The sequence below is a fragment of the Mesorhizobium sp. M0587 genome, assembly GCF_040320945.1.
Classification (GTDB): Bacteria; Pseudomonadota; Alphaproteobacteria; order Rhizobiales; family Rhizobiaceae; genus Mesorhizobium.
The window spans coordinates 101789-120333 of sequence record NZ_JAMYQP010000016.1; the positions used below are offsets into that span (position 1 = coordinate 101789).

Here is an 18545-nt window from a genome sequence, read left to right on the forward strand (position 1 = left end):
CGCATAGTGCGAACAAATCAGGAACATAAGGCGCTGGACATGAAGCGATGAGCAATACGTACGATCCAAGAGCGGTTGCAAACCTCATGCTCGACGAAGCGGACCGGCTTGGGATCAAAATCACAAACCTTGCACTTCAGAAGCTGCTTTATTTCGCACATGCAATTCACCTGATGCGGACTAAGAAGCCACTGGTCTCAGGTTATTTCGAGGCTTGGCAGTACGGGCCTGTTCATCCGGCAGCGTATCGGGCTTTCAAGGATTGTGGTTCGGCACCAATCACTTCTCGTGCTACCGGCCAAGATCCGTTAACTGGAAAGCCGAGGGATCTCAAAAAACTAGACGACCTCAGTCTAACTGCCCTTTTGCAGCAGGTACTTAATTCCTACGGTCGGATGTCGCCTGGTCGTCTCGTTGACCTCTCCCATGCAAAGGATTCTCCTTGGGCGTATATTGCGGACAAAGCGAGAACGGACGTTGCTTTTGGATTTAGAATCTCGGATGCTGTGATCTTGGACCGATTCCGGCATCACAAAATATCCGTAGGTGCGGAACCTCGCTCAGGAGAACCTGGTGATGATACGCCCTTTGCCTGATATCGATCTAGCGCGGATAGCACCGCAGCCCGATTACATGAAGCGCAAGAGCTTGGAGGCGATGAGGGTGGGGCGACCTCCGTTCTCCTACAGGCCTGTCCGCAGTTGTTTTGGAGATATTTTCAACCTTCAGCCTGAGATGTTTGGAGAAACGGCTCGGACGGAATGGTCGAGAATCCAAAAAGAACTCATACGGCAATGCAAGTCCGACGACGAGCTGGAACACAACAAACGAGTAGCGCGCGGCCTGTATGAGTTTGCTTCCGAAATGCGTGTTATGAGCCGAAGGCAAGAATTCTTTCCGCTAGCAATGAGCATTGGACGAAAGGTCACGTTTTGGCTGCCGATGGTTGTGGCTATTGAAGACCAGCCCCACGCTATTTTCGTAGAGCCTCGCCGTACTCGGGGGTTAACTGCCGAGGGTAGACGGTTCGCTTTCTCCATGATGCATGAGCGGATTAGAGCTGCAGATGAGGATTTCGCTGGGTTAAAGCTAGCCATCGTGCGTTTCGGAGACTCGGAAGGCGACAAGCGTGCCGTTCGCTTGTTTACTGATGAAGGCGTCGACCTTTATGATCTCGGCGAACTGGAAAGTATGGTCTCGTCCACCTACGAGATGTGGCGGCAAGTTTGTGAGGACCGCGAACGTGATACCCGCAGCAAAGGAACGGGTACGGGCTCGTTAATTTGAACTCGCCGCATAGCCGCGAACCTCAGCGTTGCGTTAGAGCCCTAAACAGGTAACCCACGTTGCAACCTGACCTTCCGAAACATATCCGGTAGCTGCGATTTCGCGCGCTTCCAAATGCGAAAAAGCCGCGGCGAACCGCGGCTTTTCGATGCTTGATTTCCCGGAAGGAAATTGGAGCGGGTGAAGCGATTCGAACGCTCGACCCCAACCTTGGCAAGGTTGTGCTCTACCCCTGAGCTACACCCGCTCACACGGCCCTTAGCCGCAAGCCGGGCCTATATGGCTGAAGAGCGCGGCGATTGCAACAGGGAAATCGCAGCCTTTTTTTGACGTGACGCTAGGCTGCCGGCGGGCCTGCCCGACGCCAGCCCGGATTTGCGCCTCGTCGTGCGATAGTCTTGTGTCGGCCGCACGATTGGCCGTAAACGGGCATGGCAGGAAACCGACGAAGAAGAATATCGATGCCGAAGACAGAAGCCGAATTGATGACCTTCCTTGCCGAACTCGGCATCGCCGTTTCGACGAAACGGCATCCGCCTCTCTACACCGTTGCCGATTCGCAGGCGCTGCGCGGCGAAATCGCCGGCGGGCATACGAAAAATCTGTTCCTGAAGGACAAGAAGGACAATTTCTTCCTGGTCACCGTCGGTGAAGACGCAATCGTCGATCTCAAGCAGATCCACCAGGTGATCGGCGCCGCCAGCCGCGTTTCCTTCGGCAAGCCGGAGATGCTGATGGAGCTTCTGGGCGTCGCGCCGGGCGCGGTCACCGTGCTTGGCGTCATCAACGATACGGCGGGAAGGGTCAAGGTCGTGCTCGACGCGGCGCTGATGGAGCATGCGGTCATCAATGCGCATCCGCTGACCAACGAGGCAACGACGTCGATCGCCGCGGACGACCTGATCAGATTCGTCGAGGCAACGGGGCACGATGCTGCTATCTTGAAAGTCTCGGCATGATCGCCACATGGATGGCGAACCGACTTCCATGAGAGACATTGCGCCGACCCGCCGGCCGGCGGCGACCGAAAGGATGACGAGATGAGCGACAACAATCCGTTTGGCGGGTCATTCGGCGGCAGTGGCGGCCAGTATGCCGCTACCGTGCAGTATGGTGGAACCGAGCCAGCGCGGGCGAAAGGCGCTCTCGGCGAAGCGCCTGCCGACGTCATCAAGGACACGACGACCGCCGGCTTCGCCGCCGACGTGATCCAGGAATCGCGCCAGCAGCCGGTGCTGGTTGACTTCTGGGCGCCTTGGTGCGGCCCTTGCAAGCAACTGACCCCACAGCTGGAGAAGGCGGTCAAGGCCGCCGGCGGCAAGGTCAAGCTGGTCAAGATGAACATCGACGACCATCCCTCGATCGCCGGCCAGCTTGGCATCCAGTCCATTCCGGCGGTCATCGCCTTCAAGGACGGCCAGCCTGTCGATGGTTTCATGGGCGCCATACCGGAGAGCCAGATCGCTGAATTCATCACCAAGGTCGGTGGCAAGGGCAACGGTGCCCCGGCAGTGGCCGAGGCGCTGACGGCGGCGACCGAGGCGCGCGACGCCGGCGACATGCAGACCGCCGCCGACATCTATGACGCCGTCCTGGCGCAGGCGCCGGAGACGGTCGAGGCGATCGCCGGGCTGGGCGAGATCTTGTTCGAGGCCGGCGACACCGAAGGCGCCGAAGCGCTCCTGGCGACGGCGCCGGAGGCCAAGAAGGATGCGCCGGCGCTCGCGGCGCTCCGCGCCAAGATGGCGCTGGCCGCGCAAGCGGCCGAACTCGGCAACCCGGCCGAGTTCGAGCGACGCCTGGCCGAGAACCCCGGAGATCACCAGGCGCGCTTCGATCTGGCCATGATCCAGAACGATAGAGGCGAGCGCACGGCGGCGGCGGACAATCTGCTGGCCATCATCAAGGCCGATCGCACTTGGAACGAGGACGGCGCCAAGGCGCAATTGCTGCAATTCTTCGAGGCATGGGGCATGACCGACGAGGCGACGCTGGCAGCGCGGCGCAAATTGTCGTCGCTGCTGTTTTCCTGAGCCGGTTGCTGTTTCGTCGCACGGGCTTGCGGCGGGCCGTGACTGCACCAGATTAGGAGGGCCGGCCTGGCAGGTCCGGTTGTGTTTGCCGCTGGGGCAAAAGCCGGATCGCGGCATGGACGCGCTTCTTGAACGAAGCGATCGGGAGGAATGAGGTGCAAGCGGGAAACGCGCATTACCGGCTCGCCAAGGATTTGCCGTCGACGATTCCGATCTTTCCGCTGGAGGGTGCGCTTTTGCTGCCGGGCGGCCGCATGCCGCTCAACATCTTCGAGCCGCGCTATCTGCAGATGGTGGACGAGGCGGTCGCAGGGCCGCGTCTGATCGGCGTTATCCAGCCCAGCCTCGATGGCGCGTTGCGCCACGACGGCGAGCCGGAGCTCTGCAATGTCGGCTGCGCCGGGCGCATCATCGCCTTGTCCGAGACCGGTGACGGCCGCTACCTGATTTCGCTGCAAGGCGTATGCCGGTTCCGCATCACCCATGAGCTGGCGGTCAAGACGCCGTTTCGCCAGGGCAAACTGGCGCCGTTCCTCGCCGATCTCGACGAGGACCAGGCCGCGAACGAAATCGACCGCCCGGCGCTGCTCAGGGCGTTTCGCGCCTATCTGCAGGCCAATGACCTGGAAGCCGACTGGGAAAGCGTCAGCAGGGCCGAGAACGCCATGCTGGTCAACGCCCTGTCGATGATGGCGCCCTACGGCCCCGCCGAGAAACAGGCGCTGCTCGAGGCGGCCGATCTGAAGACCCGGGCCGAGACGCTGATCGCCATCACCGAAATAGCGCTGGCGCGCGAGAATGAGGATTTCGGTTCGAGTTTGCAGTAGGATGTGCCGCTATTCAGGTGAAGCCGGCCTGACCTGAACCTCAACACATCTTGGGCACTGGGAAGAGGACACGATGGCGGCGGACGGACGTGACGGAAAGAAGACCAATGTCGACCCCAAGCTGCTGGAGCTCCTGGCCTGCCCGCTGACCAAGGGGCCGCTGGCCTGGGATCCGGAACGCGGTGAGTTGGTCTCGAGGCTCGCCAAGCTCGCCTATCCGGTGCGCGACGGCATCCCGATCATGCTGCCATCGGAGGCACGGGCCATTTCGGCCGAGGACGTGTTGTCGCCGCCACGTTTGAGCGGGTCGTCTTGAGCAGGAGAGCCACCCACCACTTCGTCATCCCTGGATTCCTCGGCGCGGAACGCAGACCTACTGAAAATTGCGCCCCTTGGGCATCACCATTTCCGCTTCTTCCGACAGCGTCGCCAAATCCTGCCGGATCGGTGCGCTCCGTGTCGCGGATCGACCGGAGCGATCCGGCCCCTCTTGCCTCTCTGGGTGTCCAGGAGCACCGGCGACCGGCAGCCCGGCCGCGCCGACCTTCTCCAGAAGCACGGTCAGCCAGGGCGTCAGATCCTCTATCTTCTCGGCGACGATGTGGACGACACCCGATTCCGACTGCAGCTTGCCGGTGACGCGGACGAACCGCGCGCCCATGACGATGGGCCGGTAGCGGTCGAAGGTTCTTTGCCAGAAAATGACATTGGCGACGGCCTTGTCGTCCTCCAGCGTCAGGAAGATCGCATTGCCCTTGCCGGGGCGCTGCCGCACCAGCACGAGCCCGGCGACGGAGACCCGCCTGCCGTCGCGCACCGAATGAAGGTTGGCATTGGGCGTGACGCCGGCCCGGTCGAGCCGCTCGCGCAGGAACGCCACCGGATGCGCCTTCAAGGACAGGCCGAGCGAACGGTAGTCGTGGATGACATGCTCGCCTAGAGGCATTTGCGGCAGCCTGGTCTCAGGCTCCAGCTCGCGCAGGCGTAGCGCCGGCTGGTCGAACAGCGGCAGCTTCTCGGCGGCACTCTTGCCATCGAGCGCGCGCACCGCCCACAAGGCCTCGCGGCGGTCGAGGCCAAGCGAGCGAAAGGCGTCGGCCTGCGCCAGCCTCTCGATCTCGCCGACATCGAGGCCGGAGCGCAGCCAGACGTCCCTGACGGATTCGTAGCCTGAGCCGCGCCGTTCGACGAACAGCCCCATGCGTTCCTCGGACAGGCCCTTGACCTGGCGGAAGCCGAGCCGCAGCGCGTGATCCGTTGCGATGACACCGCGCATTTCGGCATGGCGCGGAAGGATCCTGGCCGGGTCGAAAGGCGCCTTTTCCAAGGTGCAATCCCAGACGGAGAAGTTGACGTCGACGTCGCGGATATCGACGCCATGGTCGCGCGCGTCGCGCACGAGCTGGGCCGGCTGGTAGAAACCCATGGGCTGCGAATTCAGGATCGCGGCGCAGAACACGTCGGGATAGAAGGTCTTGAACCAGCAGGAGGCATAGACGAGCAGCGCGAAGGAGGCGGCATGGCTTTCGGGAAAGCCATATTCGCCAAAGCCCTCGATCTGCTTGAAGCAGCGCTCGGCGAAGTCCTTGGTGTAGCCCTTGCCGACCATGCCGTCGATCATGCGCCGCCGGTAATTGCCGATCGTGCCGGTGCGCTTGAAGGTGGCCATGGCGCGGCGCAATTCGTCAGCCTCGCCAGGTTTGAAACCACCGGCGACGATGGCGATATTCATCGCCTGTTCCTGAAACAGCGGCACGCCAAGCGTCTTGCCGAGGATCGCTTTCAGCTCCGGCTTTTGATACTCGGCCTCTTCCTTGCCTTGCCGGCGGCGCAGATAAGGGTGGACCATGTCACCCTGAATCGGGCCTGGGCGCACGATCGCGACTTCGATGACGAGGTCGTAGAACTCGCGCGGCCTGAGCCGTGGCAGCATTGACATCTGGGCGCGGGATTCGATCTGGAAGACGCCGAGCGTGTCGGCGCGGCAGATCATGTCATAGACGCGAGAGTCCTCGTCCGGCAAGGTGGCGAGCACATAGGGTTGTCCATACGGGTCCCTTGCCTTCGGATAGTGGTTCGTGAGCAAAGTGAAGGCGCGCTTCAGGCAGGTCAGCATGCCGAGCGCCAGCACGTCCACTTTCAGGATCTTGACCGCGTCGAGATCATCCTTGTCCCATTCGACCATCTTGCGCTCGTCCATCGCCGTCTTGACGATGGGCACGATCTCGTCGAGCCGGTCCCTGGTGATGACGAAGCCGCCGACATGCTGGGAGAGGTGACGGGGAAAGCCCATGATCTCGTTGGCCCGTTCCATCACATGCCGCGATATGGGATCGCTCCGATCGAGCCCTCCGGCCCGGGCTTCCTTCTCGCCAAGCTCCGAGGTCGACCAACCCCAGATCGAGCCGGACAGTGACGCCCTGACATCCTCGGACAAGCCCATCGCTTTGGACACTTCGCGTAGCGCCGAGCGGCCGCGATAGCTGATGACGGCTGCCGCAAGGGCCGTGCGCTTGCCGCTGTATTTCTCGTAGATGTACTGGATGACGGTTTCGCGTTTTTCGTGCTCGAAATCGACGTCGATGTCAGGCGGCTCGTTTCTCTCCTCGGAAATGAAGCGCTCAAAAAGCGAATTGATTTTCTCCGGTCCCACTTCGGTGATGCCGATGCAGAAGCAAACGACCGAATTGGCGGCCGACCCACGGCCTTGGCAGAGAATGTCCTGGCTGCGGGCGAACTTGACGATGTCGTAGACGGTCAGGAAATAGCGGGCGTAGTTGAGGCGCTCGATCAGAGCGAGCTCTTCCTCGATGCGCTTCGTCACGGATTCGGGGACACCGGCCGGATAGCGGTTGACCGCTCCTTCCCTTGCCAATCTTGCCAGTTCGGCCTGCGGCCCGAGGCCGGATTCCGTCGGCTCATCGGGATAATTGTACTGGAGATCGCTGAGCGAGAAGGTCAACTCTTCCCCGAAACGCAGCGTCTCGGCCAACGCCTGCGGATGCCGGCGGAACAGGCGCGCCATTTCCAGGGGCGGCTTCAGGTGGCGCTCGGCATTGGCGGCCAGCTGCAACCCGACCTCGGCGACGGGCGTGTTGAGGCGGATCGCGGTCAGCACGTCCTGCAACGGACGCCGTTCGGCCGTGTGGTAGAGGACGTCGTTGGTCGCCATCAGCGGGATGCCGGCACTCTCGGCCATCGCCGCCGCCTGCTCGACCCGGAAACGGTCATTGCCGGCATAATCGGGCGAGACGCCAAGGCGCAGGCTCCTGCCGAAGCGGTCCCTGAGTTCGCGGAGCAGGTCGAGGACATCTTCCGCGCCCGCCGTCAGGTTGGGCAGGACCGCCAACGACATCAGGTCTCCCCATTCGAAGAGGTCGCCGCGCTGGAGAAGCGTGGCGCCCTTCTCGGTTTCATCGCGCAGATTGGCTTGGGTGAGCATGCGGCACAGATGTCCCCAGCCCTTGCGGTCCTGCGGATAGGCGAGGATGTCGGGTGTGCCGTCGCAGAAAACCAGCCGGCAGCCGGGATGATAGGAGAGTTTTTCGACCTTGGCCTGCTGCCAGGCGCGTACCACGCCCGCCACCGTGTTGCGGTCGGCGAGCCCGATCGCTGAAAAGCCCAGAAGCTTGGCCGCGACCACCAGCTCCTCCGGCTTGGAGGCGCCGCGCAGGAAGGAGAAATTCGACTGGATGCCGAATTCGGCATAGGGAATGACGGCCAGCGCGTTCATGCGAAAACCCCATGCAGGAACCAGCGCGGCGGCAGCTGCGAACCGCCGTAAAGGCCTTGCCGGTAAAGCCAGTAGCGGCGGCCGTCGGCATCCTCGATGCGGAAATAATCGCGCGTCGATGCCGCTTCGTCGCTTGGCGCCTCGCGCCACCATTCGGCGGCGATGCGCTCCGGCCCTTCGGCACGCGTCACCCGGTAGAGCGCGCGCCGCCAACGGAAGTTCAGCGGCGGCCCCTCAGGCATTTCGGTGACCGGCACCTCGATGGGTTCGGGCGAGCGGAAAAGCCGGATCGGCCGCTCCGGCGGGAAGATAGTCGTGGGTGCCTGTATCCTGTCCGGCTTTTTCGGCGGCGTGGTGCGGCGCGGGGCTTCGGTGAAGGGGATCGTGACGACGGCGCGTTCCGGCAGATGGCTTTCGACGACGACCGGCCTGAGAACCGCGCCCTCGCCGAGCCGGGCGCGGATGCGGTCGGCGAACAGCGCGATATCGGCGCCGTCGTCGGTCACCTCGCCGGCAAGGTCGGCCTGCTGCATGTCGAAGGCGGCGGCCGACAGCACCGAAAGCCGTACCAGGTCGAAGCCGTAGCCGGCATCGATATCCTGTTCGAGCGCGGCCAGCCGTTCATGAAACAGCTTCTGGATCAGCATGGGTTCGCGCATCGGCCGCGAGGTGCCAAGCGCGATGCGGCTGACGGCGCCGTCGACGCGGAAGAGCAGCAGCGCCAGCGTCCTGGCACCTTCGCCGCGACGCTCGAGGTCGGTCTTCAATGTCGCCGCCAGCATGCCCACCAGCCGCTCGATATCCTCGGTCAGGGTGACGGGCTCGGCCAAATGGCGTTCGACCGAAAGCGGCGCGACGGGAAGGCGCGGCGACACCGCTTCGTCGAGATGGCCAAGCGCCTGGTCGAGGCGCAAAAGCAGCGAGGCGCCGAAGCGGCGGGCGAGTGGCGCGCGCGGCGCCGCCATAACGGCGCCCGCCGTGCGCAGGCCGACGCTTTCCAGGCTGGTGCGGATCGCTGGTTCGATGCGCAACGCGGCCAGCGGCAAGGGTGCGAGCAGCGCTTCCTCCTCGCCGCTATCGACGATGCGGTCACCGGAGAAGCGTGCCGCCGCCCAGGCCGCGCCCGGTGTCGCGGCAAGCCCGGCGCGGACATCGAAACCCTGATGGAAGAAGCGCGACAGGATGTCGTCCAGCATGGCGCGCTCACCACCGAAAAGATGGGTGCAGCCGGTGACGTCGAGAAACAAGCCGTCGGTTGCGTCCAGCGCCACCAGCGGCGTGTAGCGGTCGCACCAGTCGGCAAGGCCTTCGAGAAGGCGGCGGTCGGCCTCCGGATCGGCTTCGGCGACGTCGATCGACGGATGCATGGCGCGTGCATCGGCAATGCCCATGTCGCGCTTCAGGTGCAGCGCCTCAGCCCGCTCGTCGAGGGCTGAAATGCGCTGCGCGTTCCCTTGGCGGTGACTGATCACCAGCGGAAGATGATCCGACGGCCGGGAACGCCAGGATCGCCCCAGACGCTGCCGCAGGATCCTTTCCACTGCCAGATAGGGAAACCACAGGGACAGGATTCTCTGCCCATTCTTTCTGGGCGCGTTCCCTCCGTCCTTCCTCGTCCCTTCTTTCGTCGAATGCGCGTTCATCGGGGTTCCACTCCAGTGTGAATTGTCCGGGCAGGGCCGTGCGGCTCTTGCCGATGGTGATGGTAAAGGCCGGGCGGCCGATCGAGCCGGCAAGCGGCCCGGCGACCGTGTCGCGCGGCACTGCCGGCGCCGACGCGACGATGAGGCGGACGGGCGCCGCCGTCGGTTCGGGCTCGGATGCCTGCCGCAACAGGAACACCGGCCGGCCGGCCGCCTGCGCACGGGCATGCAGCCGGCGCGTCGCGGTCAGGTCCAGCCGCTGCGGATTGCCGCGGATTTCAAGGATGACGGCGGCAAGCGCCGTCATGCGGGCGGCCTCCTCGGCGATCCACAGGGCATCGACAAGTCTTGGCGCTTCGGAGAACAGCAATTGCTCCGGCTGGATGCCGAACGAGGCATGAAGCCCTTTTGCGTAGGGAAAGCCCGCCTCCCGGAAAATCTCCGTGGTGCCGATCCACAGCACCGGCAGTCCTTGTGCCTGCCTGAGGATCAGGCTGGTGAGCGACAGCGCGAAACCGGCGACGGCTCCGGCGTCGCGGGTTTGTGTGCCATGGATTTCGCTCAAGGCGGCTTTCGGCAAACCACCGCTCAGGGCGGCATCGAGCCGCTCGACGCCGCTGGGCAGGAACGCATCCGGCAAGGCCGCCGCCACGCCGCGCCGGACGATTGTGACATCGCTGTTGGCATCGGCATCAGGGTTCGCGCCGGCCGGCACCTGCAGGCGCTCGGGCAGCGTTCCCTCGATTTTCGCGATCTGGCGGCGCAGGGCAAAAACAGTCTCCCGCGCCACGGCGGTCATCGCCATGACGGTCAGCTTCCACTCAATTGTTCCTGTTATGTTCCCTATAGATTCCAGAGGGCGCCGGAAGAGTCAAGCAGAGTCCTGAAGAATTTATTCCTGTTGGCGTGCAGGCTGCGGGTGCATCAGCCGCGTCATTTGCCGAGTCCGGCCTGAAAGCCTATATGCCGGATCAAAGGACACCGCATGGCCCGCATCTACAAAACACGCACCTGGCACGACGAGCTTTCGCCTTCGATGGAGGAAATGGAGTTCCTGGCGCTGGAGGCCTACGCCCATCTGCCGGAGGATTTTCGCAAGCTGACCGGCGAGATCGTCATTCAGATCGCCGAATTCCCGACCGACGAAATCATGGACGATCTGTCGCTGGAAACGCCGTTTGACCTGCTCGGCCTATTCGAGGGGCGCGGCATTGCCGAGCGCTGGAACCCGCAGACCGGCGAAGGCCCGAACCGCATCACGCTCTATCGCCGCGCCATGCTCGACTACTGGGCCGAAAACGAAGAGACGCTGGGCGACATCGTTACCCATGTGCTGATCCACGAGATCGGGCATCATTTCGGCCTGTCGGACGATGATATGGAGAAGATCGAAGAGGCGGTGGAATAAGGTCCTAAGCTTCAGCGAAAGCTACCAATCGCTAAGCTTGGTATCCGGCCCGTATTCCTGACCCTCGACATCCTTGACCACCGCCTGGCCGCAGCGCATGGACTTGGCTTTCTTGTCATAGGCATAGGTCGGCGAGCCGAACAGGTGCCAGCCCTTGTTCAGCGCCGCCGTCACCTTGTGGCAGAAGCTGGCATCGTCCTGGGCGGTCAGAAAGCGGTAGAGTTTCATTTTTCAGTCCCTGTCGTGAAGAACGAGCGGCCTTGGGTCGAGCATGATCTGTTCCGAAAACCGATTGCCGTTTTCATGCTCAATCATTGGCCGATGGCGGCCGCCTTCGCCAGCAGTTTTTCGGCCTGCACCAGATGCAGCCGCTCGACCATCCTGCCATTCAGCGCAAGCACAGCTTTGCCGCTGTTCTCCGGAAGCGCAAAGGCGTCTTTCACCAGGCGCGCCTCGGCCACCGCCTCCGCCGATGGCGCGAAGGCGCGGTTGGCGGCTTCGATCTGGGCCGGATGGATAAGGGTCTTGCCGTCGAAGCCCATGGCGGCGGCTTCCGTGCATTCGCGGGCGAAAGCATCGAGGTCGCGGAAATCGTTGGAGACGCCGTCGAGCATGTCGATACCGCCGGCCCGCGCGGCCAGCACCATCTGCATCAGCCACGGCACGATATAGCGGCGGTCGGGCGTCGCCAGCACGCCGGTGTCCTTGACCAGATCGTTCGTTCCGGCAACGAAACAAGCCAATCTGGATGCTGGGTCGCGACCAAGTTCGGCAATGGCGCCGATGTTGAGCAGCGCCTTGGGCGTCTCGATCATCGCCCACAATTTCACGCTGTCCGGAGCAAAATTATCATCGAGCACATCGCCGGCCTCGAGCAGGTCGCGCGGCGTGTCGACCTTGGGCAAAAGAATGCCGTCCGGCTCGCAGTTGGCGGCGGCCAGCAAGTCGGCGGCGCCCCATTCGCTGGCCATCGCGTTGACACGCACGATCATCTCGCAACCGCGGCTAATGTGGCTGGCAACTGGACGGGCGGCGAAAATCCCCGCCAGCTTTTCGCGGGCGGCGATCTTGTCGGCCGGGGTGACGGCATCCTCGAGGTCGATGACGATCACGTCGCAGGAAAGCTGCGCGATCTTGGCCAGCGCCTTGTCGCTGGAGGCTGGGATATAGAGCACCGAGCGGCGCGGGCGGTAGGTATCGGTCATATCGGATCTATGCCGCCTGTGGCGGGTGGAGGCAAGCGTGCGGGAGGGGAGAGGAAAAGCGCGGGCTCGCCAACGTTGGTGCCCTTCCTCTCCCTCCGGAGGGGGGAGAGGTGGCGCTGCGAAGCAGCGACGGAGTGGGGGAAGCCATTCGCCCAACGCGCAGCAGCCGCAAGACAGACACAAACCCGGCGAGCAAGAAAACTCCAGGCAAGCGGCAATCAGTGGATGAACGGTCGACCCCCACTCCGTCTCGGCTTCGCCGAGCCACCTCTCCCCCGATCGACGGGGGAGAGGAACCTGAACTGGAATGAAGCCTCGATCCTTCCCCCACAAGTGGGGAGATCGGCAGCTTTGGTCTTTGCACGAAAACTGCACAGGCTTGCGGAAAACCTCCTCGGATCCGCCGCATCGCTTCCCTGCCCGCCTGCGAGACAGGCGGCATGCAAAAGCGAGCAAAACACCGTTGGTCCCTGCCTTGCCGGCTGCGCGGCGAAAGCTGGTGGCTGATCGATCCGCCGCCAGCGAAACCCGCGATCTCAGCCATTGCCCGCAAGCGCCCGCCGATCATCCGGTTGCAAGCCACGGGGAAGACCAGGTCATGACATCCTTGTTCACCGCCCCGCCGAGCTATTGCAGCCGCCTCGGTTCCGCCGTGCTGCTGGCAGCACTTGCGGATTTTCTGTTCTACGGCCAGCCCGTCGGCATCACGGTTTTCCTGTTCGCCATGCTGATTGCCGCCGCGGTCGTGGCTGTGCATCCAGCAGCCTTCAGCGACGGCAGGCTCTGGACCAAGCCCCTTGCGCTGCTTGTTGCATTGCTGCCGCTTGCCGAGACTGTAAGCGCCTTGTCGGTGTCAACAGCGCTTGTTGCCATGATCGTCTTCGCGCTTTCGCTCGGCGGGCGGTTGCGACACCGCACTGCCGGCATTGCCGGCCAGATCGCGCTTTTCCTGCTGGCGATGCCGTTCCGGTTCGCCGCCGATTTCATCCGCTGGCGCAAGACGGCGCGCCGGTTCAGCCGGCGCCGCGTCCGGCTGGCGGCGATCGCCGTCTGGGCGATGCCGTTGACATTGGGCGCCGTCTTCCTGGCGCTGTTCGGCGCCGCCAATCCGGTCATCGATTATTGGTTGTCGCTGATCGACCTGCTGAAGCTGCTCGATCTCATCCAGCTCGCGCGGCTTGCCTTCTGGCTTTTCGTGCTCGTCGGCGTCTGGGCGTTTCTGCGGCCACGCTTGCCGCGCCTGTTCCGCCGTATCCCGCGTGCGCCGACGGCGATCGCTATCAGCGCTCGATCAAAGGCGACCGTCACCACGATCGAGGACATCCTGTTCGGCAAACCCGCCATCCTTCGCGCGCTTGTTATCTTCAATACGTTGTTTGCGCTGCAGACCGCGCTCGATGCCACCTACCTCTGGGGCGGAGTCACTCTTCCCAACGGGCTGACCTATGCCGCCTATGCGCATCGCGGCGCCTATCCCTTGATCGTCACCGCCCTGCTTGCCGCCGGCTTCGTGCTGTCGGCGCTGCGGCCCGAAAGTGCGGCATCAGCCGATCCGCTCATCCGCCGGCTGGTCTATGCCTGGGTCGCGCAGAACATCATGCTCGTCATCTCGTCGATCCTGCGGCTCGATCTCTATATCGGCATCTATTCCCTGACCTATCTGCGCGTCGCCGCTTTCGTCTGGATGGGGCTGGTGGCGGCCGGGCTTGCCCTGATCATCGCCCGCATCGCACTTCGCAAATCCAATGAGTGGCTGTTGTCCGCCAATCTTCTGACGTTTTCGGTGACGCTTTATGCCTGCTGCTTCATGAACTTCGCCGCGCTGATCGCCAATTACAATGTCGACCATTCCCTCGAAATGACCGGCCAGGGCATTCCCCTCGACGCCTGGTATCTGCGCTCGCTTGGCCCGGGCGCGTTTCCGGCTCTCGATCGCTTCCTCGGTCATCAGGGGAGGACGGCTGCCGCCGACGATCCGGCCTTCCGTCAACTCGCAGGCCTGCGTAGCAGCGACGAAGGCCGGTATCGCGCCATCCAGGAAAACTGGCGCGCCTGGAGCTTTCGCGACCGGCGGCTCAAGCGCACTCTCGACACCAAGGGGCCGCTCGTGGTTCCTCAGCATATCGAACCTTACGGGCCGGGCCGCTGATCCATGCCGCATCACATCCTTGTCGCCGACGATGATCCGCATATCCGCGAAGTGATCTGCTTTGCGCTGGAAAAGGCCGGCATGAGCACGGCTGCCGTTCCCGATGGCGCTGCCGCTCTGCGGGCGATCGAACGGCGCACGCCCGACCTTGTGGTGCTCGACATCGGCATGCCGGAGATGGACGGGCTGGAGGTCTGCCGGCGGCTGCGCCACACATCCGACGTGCCGGTGCTGTTCCTGTCCGCGCGAGATGAAGAAATCGACCGCATCCTCGGGCTCGAAATGGGCGGCGACGACTATGTGACGAAACCGTTCAGCCCGCGCGAGCTGGTCGCCCGCGTCAATGTCATCCTGCGGCGCGCCCGCCCAATGCCGCCGGAACAGGCCAAGGACAGGCAGTTCGCGCAGGGAAAACTCGCCTTGGCGCCGGCCAGCCATGCCGCAAGTTTCGACGGCAGGCCACTTGCGCTGACGGGGATAGAATTCCGATCCTGAAGGGATTTCTGGCGCGGCCGACGCATGTGCTCGACCGCGACGCGGTGATGGCCAGCGCCTATGCCGCCAACATCCATGTCGCCGGCCGCACGGTCGACAGCCATATCCGCAACATCCGCGCCAAGCTGGCGGCGGTGGGCTGCCTGGATGCCATCGAGACGGTGCACGGCGTCGGCTTCCGGCTCGGCCGATGCGGCTGACGGCCTCGCACAAATGGATCGGCCGCAAATGGCGGCCTCGCCTCGCCACGGTCGTCGTCGCCATCCTGGTCATGGTCATGGCCCTGCCGCTGGTCGGCCTGTTCTTCTTCCGGCTCTACGAAAACCAGCTGATCCGGCAGACCGAGGCGGAGCTGATCGCGCAAGGGGCTGCCATCGCCGCCATCTATGCGCGGGATGTGCGCGATGCCGGCATCCCGCCGGAGAAGCTCGGCGTCCCGATGCCGCAGGCGAACCCGAGCCGGAGCGCCACTCCCGACTACCGGCCGATCGAGCCGCGTCTCGATCTCGCCTCGGATACCGTGCTTCCGACCCGGCCCGCGGCGATGGCCGCGATTCCCGATCCGCCCTTCGCGGCGATCGGCGCGCGCCTGTCCGGCATACTCGACGCCACGCAGAAAACCACGCTGGCCGGCTTCCGGCTGCTCGACCCCACGGGCGTCGTCATTGCCGGACGTGGCGAGGTCGGGCAGTCGCTCGGCGAGGTCGAGGAGGTGCGGGCCGCACTTGCCGGCCACTATGCCAGTGCGCTCAGGCTGCGCATCCCCGACCAGCCGGCGCCACCGCTCTATTCGGTCAGCCGCGGCACCAAGGTGCGGGTCTTCGTCGCCCTCCCGGTGGCCGTCAATGGTCAGGTCGCTGGCGTGGTCTATGTGTCGCGAACACCGAACAACATCATGAAACATCTCTATGGCGAGCGCGGCAAGGTGACCTTGGCGGCGATCGCCATCCTCGGCGGCACGCTGTTCATCGGCCTCGTCTTCCTGCGAACCGTCAGCCGGCCGATCTATGCGCTGATCGACCGCACGCGGCGCATCGCCGCCGGCGAGCGCGGTGCGATCAGGCCGCTCGACCACCACGGCACATATGAAATGGCCGAGCTTTCCGCCGCCTTCCTCGACATGGCGGAAAAGCTGCAGGCGCGCTCGGACAGCATCCAGACCTTTGCCACCCATGTCTCGCACGAGCTCAAATCGCCGCTGGCGGCGATCCAGGGCGCGGCCGAGCTGATGCGCGATTCCGGAGCGGCGATGGATGATACGGAGCGGCGGCGCTTCTCCAACAATATCGTCACCGATGCCGGACGGCTCAATCTGCTGGTCCGTCGGCTGCTCGACCTGGCACGTGCCGAAAACCTTGCGCCGAGCGGCGAAAGCACTTCGATCGGTGCGGCACTGGCGCTGCTGCCCGTCGATAACAGGCTGGCGGTTCGCGTCGAGGCCGGCGGCGATATCGGCTTGCGCATATCGGCCGAGAACGCGGTGATCGTGCTTGCCAATCTCATCGATAATTCGGCCCGCCACGGTTCGACCCTGGTTTCGGTCACAGCGGCCAGCGCCGAAGGCAGAGCGACCATCCTGGTCGGCGACGACGGCGCCGGCATTTCGCCGAGCAACCGGACGCGCATCTTCGAGCCATTTTTCACCACACGGCGTGATTCCGGTGGCACCGGCATGGGCCTCGGCATCGTACTGGCCCTCCTGAAAGCGCATGATGGTACGATCAGGCTGGTTGACTCCGAACGCGGCACGCGCTTCGAGATCATTTTGCCGGTTGTGTGAAACCAGGCTTGGAGAAGCAAAGAGTGCGCTACGACATTGTCATCATCGGCGGGGCCATCGTCGGTTCCTCGATCGCCTACTATCTGCGCGAGGAAGGTTATTCCGGCTCGATCGCGCTGGTCGAGCGCGATCCGCAATTCGCTCATGCGGCAACGACATTGTCCTGCGCCTCCATCCGCCAGCAGTTTTCGATCCCCGAAAACATCCGCCTGTCGCAGTTCACGCTAAAACTGTTCCGGCGGCTGACGGAAGAGTTCGGCACTGACGCCGATATCGGCTTTCGCGAGGGCGGCTATCTCATCCTGGCCGGCGAGAACGGTTTGCCGATCCTCAAGGCAAACCACGACGCGCAGATGGCCGAGGGCGCCGATATCGTGCTCGAGGACGCCGATGCGCTGGTGCGCCGCTTCTCGTGGCTGTCGGCCGAGGGCATCACCGCCGGCGCCTATGGCCGCAGTGGCGAGGGCTGGTTCGACGCGCATGCGATGCTGATGCTGTTCCGCAAGGCATTGCGGCAGAAGAAGATCGATTTCATTACCGCCGATGTCACCGGCATCGAGCGGCAGGGCGACCGCGTCACTGGCGTCAGCCTCGACAATGGCGAGACTTTACAGGCTGGAACCATCATCAACGCCGCCGGGCCGAATGCCGGCAAGGTGGCTGCTCTTGCCGGGCTGGCGCTGCCGGTCGAGCCGCGCAAGCGCAACGTCTTCGTCTTCGAGGCGCGCGAGAAATACGCCGATATGCCGCTGCTCGTCGACCCCTCGGGCATCTATGTCAGGCCGGAAGGCTCGGTCTACATCACCGGCGGCGCCGAGCCGGAAGAGAGCGACGGCCCCGCCGATCCCCAGGATTTCGAGGTCGACTGGCCGTTGTTCGAAGAGGTGATTTGGCCGGTGCTGGCGACCCGCATTCCAGCCTTCGAGGCGATCAAGCCGACACGTGCCTGGGCCGGCCATTACGACTACAATACGCTCGACCAGAACGCGGTGATCGGCCCGCATCCCGAAGTCGGCAACTTCCTGTTCGCCAACGGCTTTTCCGGCCACGGCCTGCAGCAGGCACCGGCGGTGGGCAAGGCGCTGGCCGAGCTGATCGTCCATGGCGGCTACCGCACTGTCGATTGCTCCGCGTTTGGCTATGGGCGCGTGGCCGAGGGGCGGGCGTTCCGGGAATTAAACGTGATTTGAGGCGGACAGCTTCGGCGCCGCGCCGCTGCACCACCGGGAGGCGAATTCGAAGCCGTTTCGCGTGGCGGGGCTTGTGCCGGCACGCACAAACGATTGCCTTTTATTTGCCCGCGGCTTTGTGTAAACCGGCCTCAGCAAATTCCCCGCAACGAAAACACGGGCAAAAGCCATGGAAAAATTCACCAAGCTCACCGGCGTCGCCGCCCCGATGCCGATCGTCAATGTCGACACCGACATGATCATCCCGAAGGATTATCTCAAGACGATCAAGCGCACCGGGCTCGGCACCGGCCTGTTCGCCGAAATGCGCTACAATGACGACGGTTCGGAAAATCCGGATTTCGTGCTCAACAAGCCGGCCTACCGCAAGGCGCAGATCCTGGTCGCCGGCGACAATTTCGGCTGCGGCTCGTCGCGCGAACACGCGCCATGGGCGCTGCTCGACTTCGGCATCCGCTGCGTCATCTCGACCTCGTTCGCCGACATTTTTTACAACAACTGCTTCAAGAACGGCGTGCTGCCGATCACCGTCAGCCCCGAGGACCTCGAAAAGCTGATGGACGACGCCTCGCGCGGCTCGAACGCGACGGTGTCGGTCGACCTCGAAGCCAAGGAGATCCGCGGCCCCGACGGCGGCGTGGTCAAATTCGATCTCGACGACTTCAAGCGCCACTGCCTGCTCAACGGCCTCGACGACATCGGCCTGACCATGGAAAAGGCCGGCGCCATCGCTTCGTTCGAGAAGAAGAACGCCGAACAGCGCCCCTGGGCCTGACAGGCTCAACACACCCGGAC

General features: G+C 63.7%; 16 protein-coding genes, 1 tRNA gene and 1 pseudogene. 12 read left to right on the forward strand and 6 right to left on the reverse strand.

The annotated features are described in order from the left end of the window. The first annotated feature begins 47 nt into the window (after window positions 1-47). Together socA and socB are read left to right on the forward strand one after the other, a co-directional pair. Entirely contained in the window at window positions 48-596 is a 549-nt protein-coding gene (gene socA / locus NKI49_RS16815; RefSeq protein WP_352603015.1) for a type VI toxin-antitoxin system SocA family antitoxin, read from the forward strand. Beyond that, window positions 577-1287, forward strand: coding sequence for a type VI toxin-antitoxin system SocB family DNA replication inhibitor toxin (socB, locus tag NKI49_RS16820; protein ID WP_502899527.1), 711 nt, complete (start codon window positions 577-579; stop codon window positions 1285-1287). The genes socA and socB overlap by 20 nt, the downstream gene beginning before the upstream one ends. A gap of 172 nt (window positions 1288-1459) precedes the next feature. Here the strand turns inward: socB and NKI49_RS16825 are convergent. Beyond that, window positions 1460-1534: transfer RNA gene (locus NKI49_RS16825), tRNA-Gly, on the reverse strand. 214 nt (window positions 1535-1748) lie between these two features. On the opposite strand from NKI49_RS16825, the gene NKI49_RS16830 reads away from it, so the two are divergent. The 4 genes from NKI49_RS16830 to NKI49_RS16845 all read left to right on the forward strand — a co-directional run bounded on the left by NKI49_RS16830 (window position 1749) and on the right by NKI49_RS16845 (window position 4463). Further along, the gene (locus NKI49_RS16830; protein WP_352603019.1) at window positions 1749-2246 is read left to right on the forward strand and encodes a prolyl-tRNA synthetase associated domain-containing protein; all 498 of its coding nucleotides are present in this window, start codon (window positions 1749-1751) and stop codon (window positions 2244-2246) included. An 81-nt stretch (window positions 2247-2327) separates the two neighbouring features. Further along, window positions 2328-3320, forward strand: a complete 993-nt coding sequence (gene trxA / locus NKI49_RS16835; RefSeq protein WP_352603021.1) for a thioredoxin — start codon at window positions 2328-2330, stop codon at window positions 3318-3320. Between the two features lie 155 nt (window positions 3321-3475). After that, entirely contained in the window at window positions 3476-4147 is a 672-nt protein-coding gene (locus NKI49_RS16840; RefSeq protein WP_352603023.1) for an LON peptidase substrate-binding domain-containing protein, read from the forward strand. Window positions 4148-4220: 73 nt separating this feature from the next. After that, complete coding sequence (locus tag NKI49_RS16845; RefSeq protein WP_027025704.1) at window positions 4221-4463, forward strand: Trm112 family protein; 243 nt, start codon at window positions 4221-4223, stop codon at window positions 4461-4463. Between the two features lie 57 nt (window positions 4464-4520). Here NKI49_RS16845 and NKI49_RS16850 read toward each other — a convergent pair whose 3' ends face one another. Genes NKI49_RS16850 through NKI49_RS16860 form a run of 3 tightly spaced genes read right to left on the reverse strand, consistent with a single transcriptional unit; the run spans window position 4521 to window position 10328 of the window. After that, on the reverse strand, window positions 4521-7880 hold the full coding sequence (locus NKI49_RS16850) for an error-prone DNA polymerase (RefSeq protein ID WP_352603026.1): 3360 nt from the start codon (window positions 7878-7880) through the stop codon (window positions 4521-4523). After that, window positions 7877-9352: a DUF6504 family protein gene (locus tag NKI49_RS16855; protein WP_352603028.1), complete on the reverse strand. Its 1476-nt coding sequence runs from the start codon at window positions 9350-9352 to the stop codon at window positions 7877-7879. The genes NKI49_RS16850 and NKI49_RS16855 overlap by 4 nt, the downstream gene beginning before the upstream one ends. Further along, window positions 9294-10328 carry an ImuA family protein gene (locus tag NKI49_RS16860; RefSeq protein WP_352603030.1) on the reverse strand — a complete coding sequence of 345 codons (1035 nt, stop codon included), beginning with the start codon at window positions 10326-10328 and terminating at the stop codon, window positions 9294-9296. Before NKI49_RS16860 ends, NKI49_RS16855 begins: the two co-directional genes overlap by 59 nt. 180 nt (window positions 10329-10508) lie before the next feature. Here NKI49_RS16860 and NKI49_RS16865 point away from each other — a divergent pair, with 180 nt between their 5' ends. Continuing rightward, window positions 10509-10931, forward strand: coding sequence for a metallopeptidase family protein (locus tag NKI49_RS16865; protein WP_352603032.1), 423 nt, complete (start codon window positions 10509-10511; stop codon window positions 10929-10931). Window positions 10932-10952: 21 nt separating this feature from the next. Here the strand turns inward: NKI49_RS16865 and NKI49_RS16870 are convergent, their stop codons facing one another. Together NKI49_RS16870 and NKI49_RS16875 are read right to left on the reverse strand one after the other, a co-directional pair. Continuing rightward, entirely contained in the window at window positions 10953-11159 is a 207-nt protein-coding gene (locus tag NKI49_RS16870; RefSeq protein WP_027025708.1) for a DUF1737 domain-containing protein, read from the reverse strand. Between the two features lie 83 nt (window positions 11160-11242). Continuing rightward, window positions 11243-12136, reverse strand: a complete 894-nt coding sequence (locus tag NKI49_RS16875) for an HpcH/HpaI aldolase/citrate lyase family protein (RefSeq protein WP_352603034.1) — start codon at window positions 12134-12136, stop codon at window positions 11243-11245. A 598-nt stretch (window positions 12137-12734) separates the two neighbouring features. Between NKI49_RS16875 and NKI49_RS16880 the strand changes: the two genes are divergently transcribed. The 5 genes and pseudogenes from NKI49_RS16880 (at window position 12735) to leuD (ending at window position 18525) form a co-directional block, all read left to right on the forward strand. Further along, on the forward strand, window positions 12735-14285 hold the full coding sequence (locus tag NKI49_RS16880; RefSeq protein ID WP_352603070.1) for a DUF4153 domain-containing protein: 1551 nt from the start codon (window positions 12735-12737) through the stop codon (window positions 14283-14285). Window positions 14286-14288: 3 nt separating this feature from the next. Then, window positions 14289-14980, forward strand: a pseudogene (locus NKI49_RS16885) (response regulator). Continuing rightward, window positions 14971-16560, forward strand: a complete 1590-nt coding sequence (locus NKI49_RS16890) for a sensor histidine kinase (RefSeq protein ID WP_352603036.1) — start codon at window positions 14971-14973, stop codon at window positions 16558-16560. The pseudogene NKI49_RS16885 and the gene NKI49_RS16890 overlap by 10 nt, the downstream one beginning before the upstream one ends. A 23-nt stretch (window positions 16561-16583) precedes the next feature. Further along, window positions 16584-17750, forward strand: coding sequence for an NAD(P)/FAD-dependent oxidoreductase (locus tag NKI49_RS16895; RefSeq protein ID WP_352603038.1), 1167 nt, complete (start codon window positions 16584-16586; stop codon window positions 17748-17750). 169 nt (window positions 17751-17919) lie between these two features. Next, window positions 17920-18525 (forward strand): 3-isopropylmalate dehydratase small subunit, encoded by a 606-nt coding sequence (leuD, locus tag NKI49_RS16900; RefSeq protein ID WP_027025714.1) that lies wholly within the window; start codon window positions 17920-17922, stop codon window positions 18523-18525. The last annotated feature ends 20 nt before the right edge of the window (window positions 18526-18545 follow it).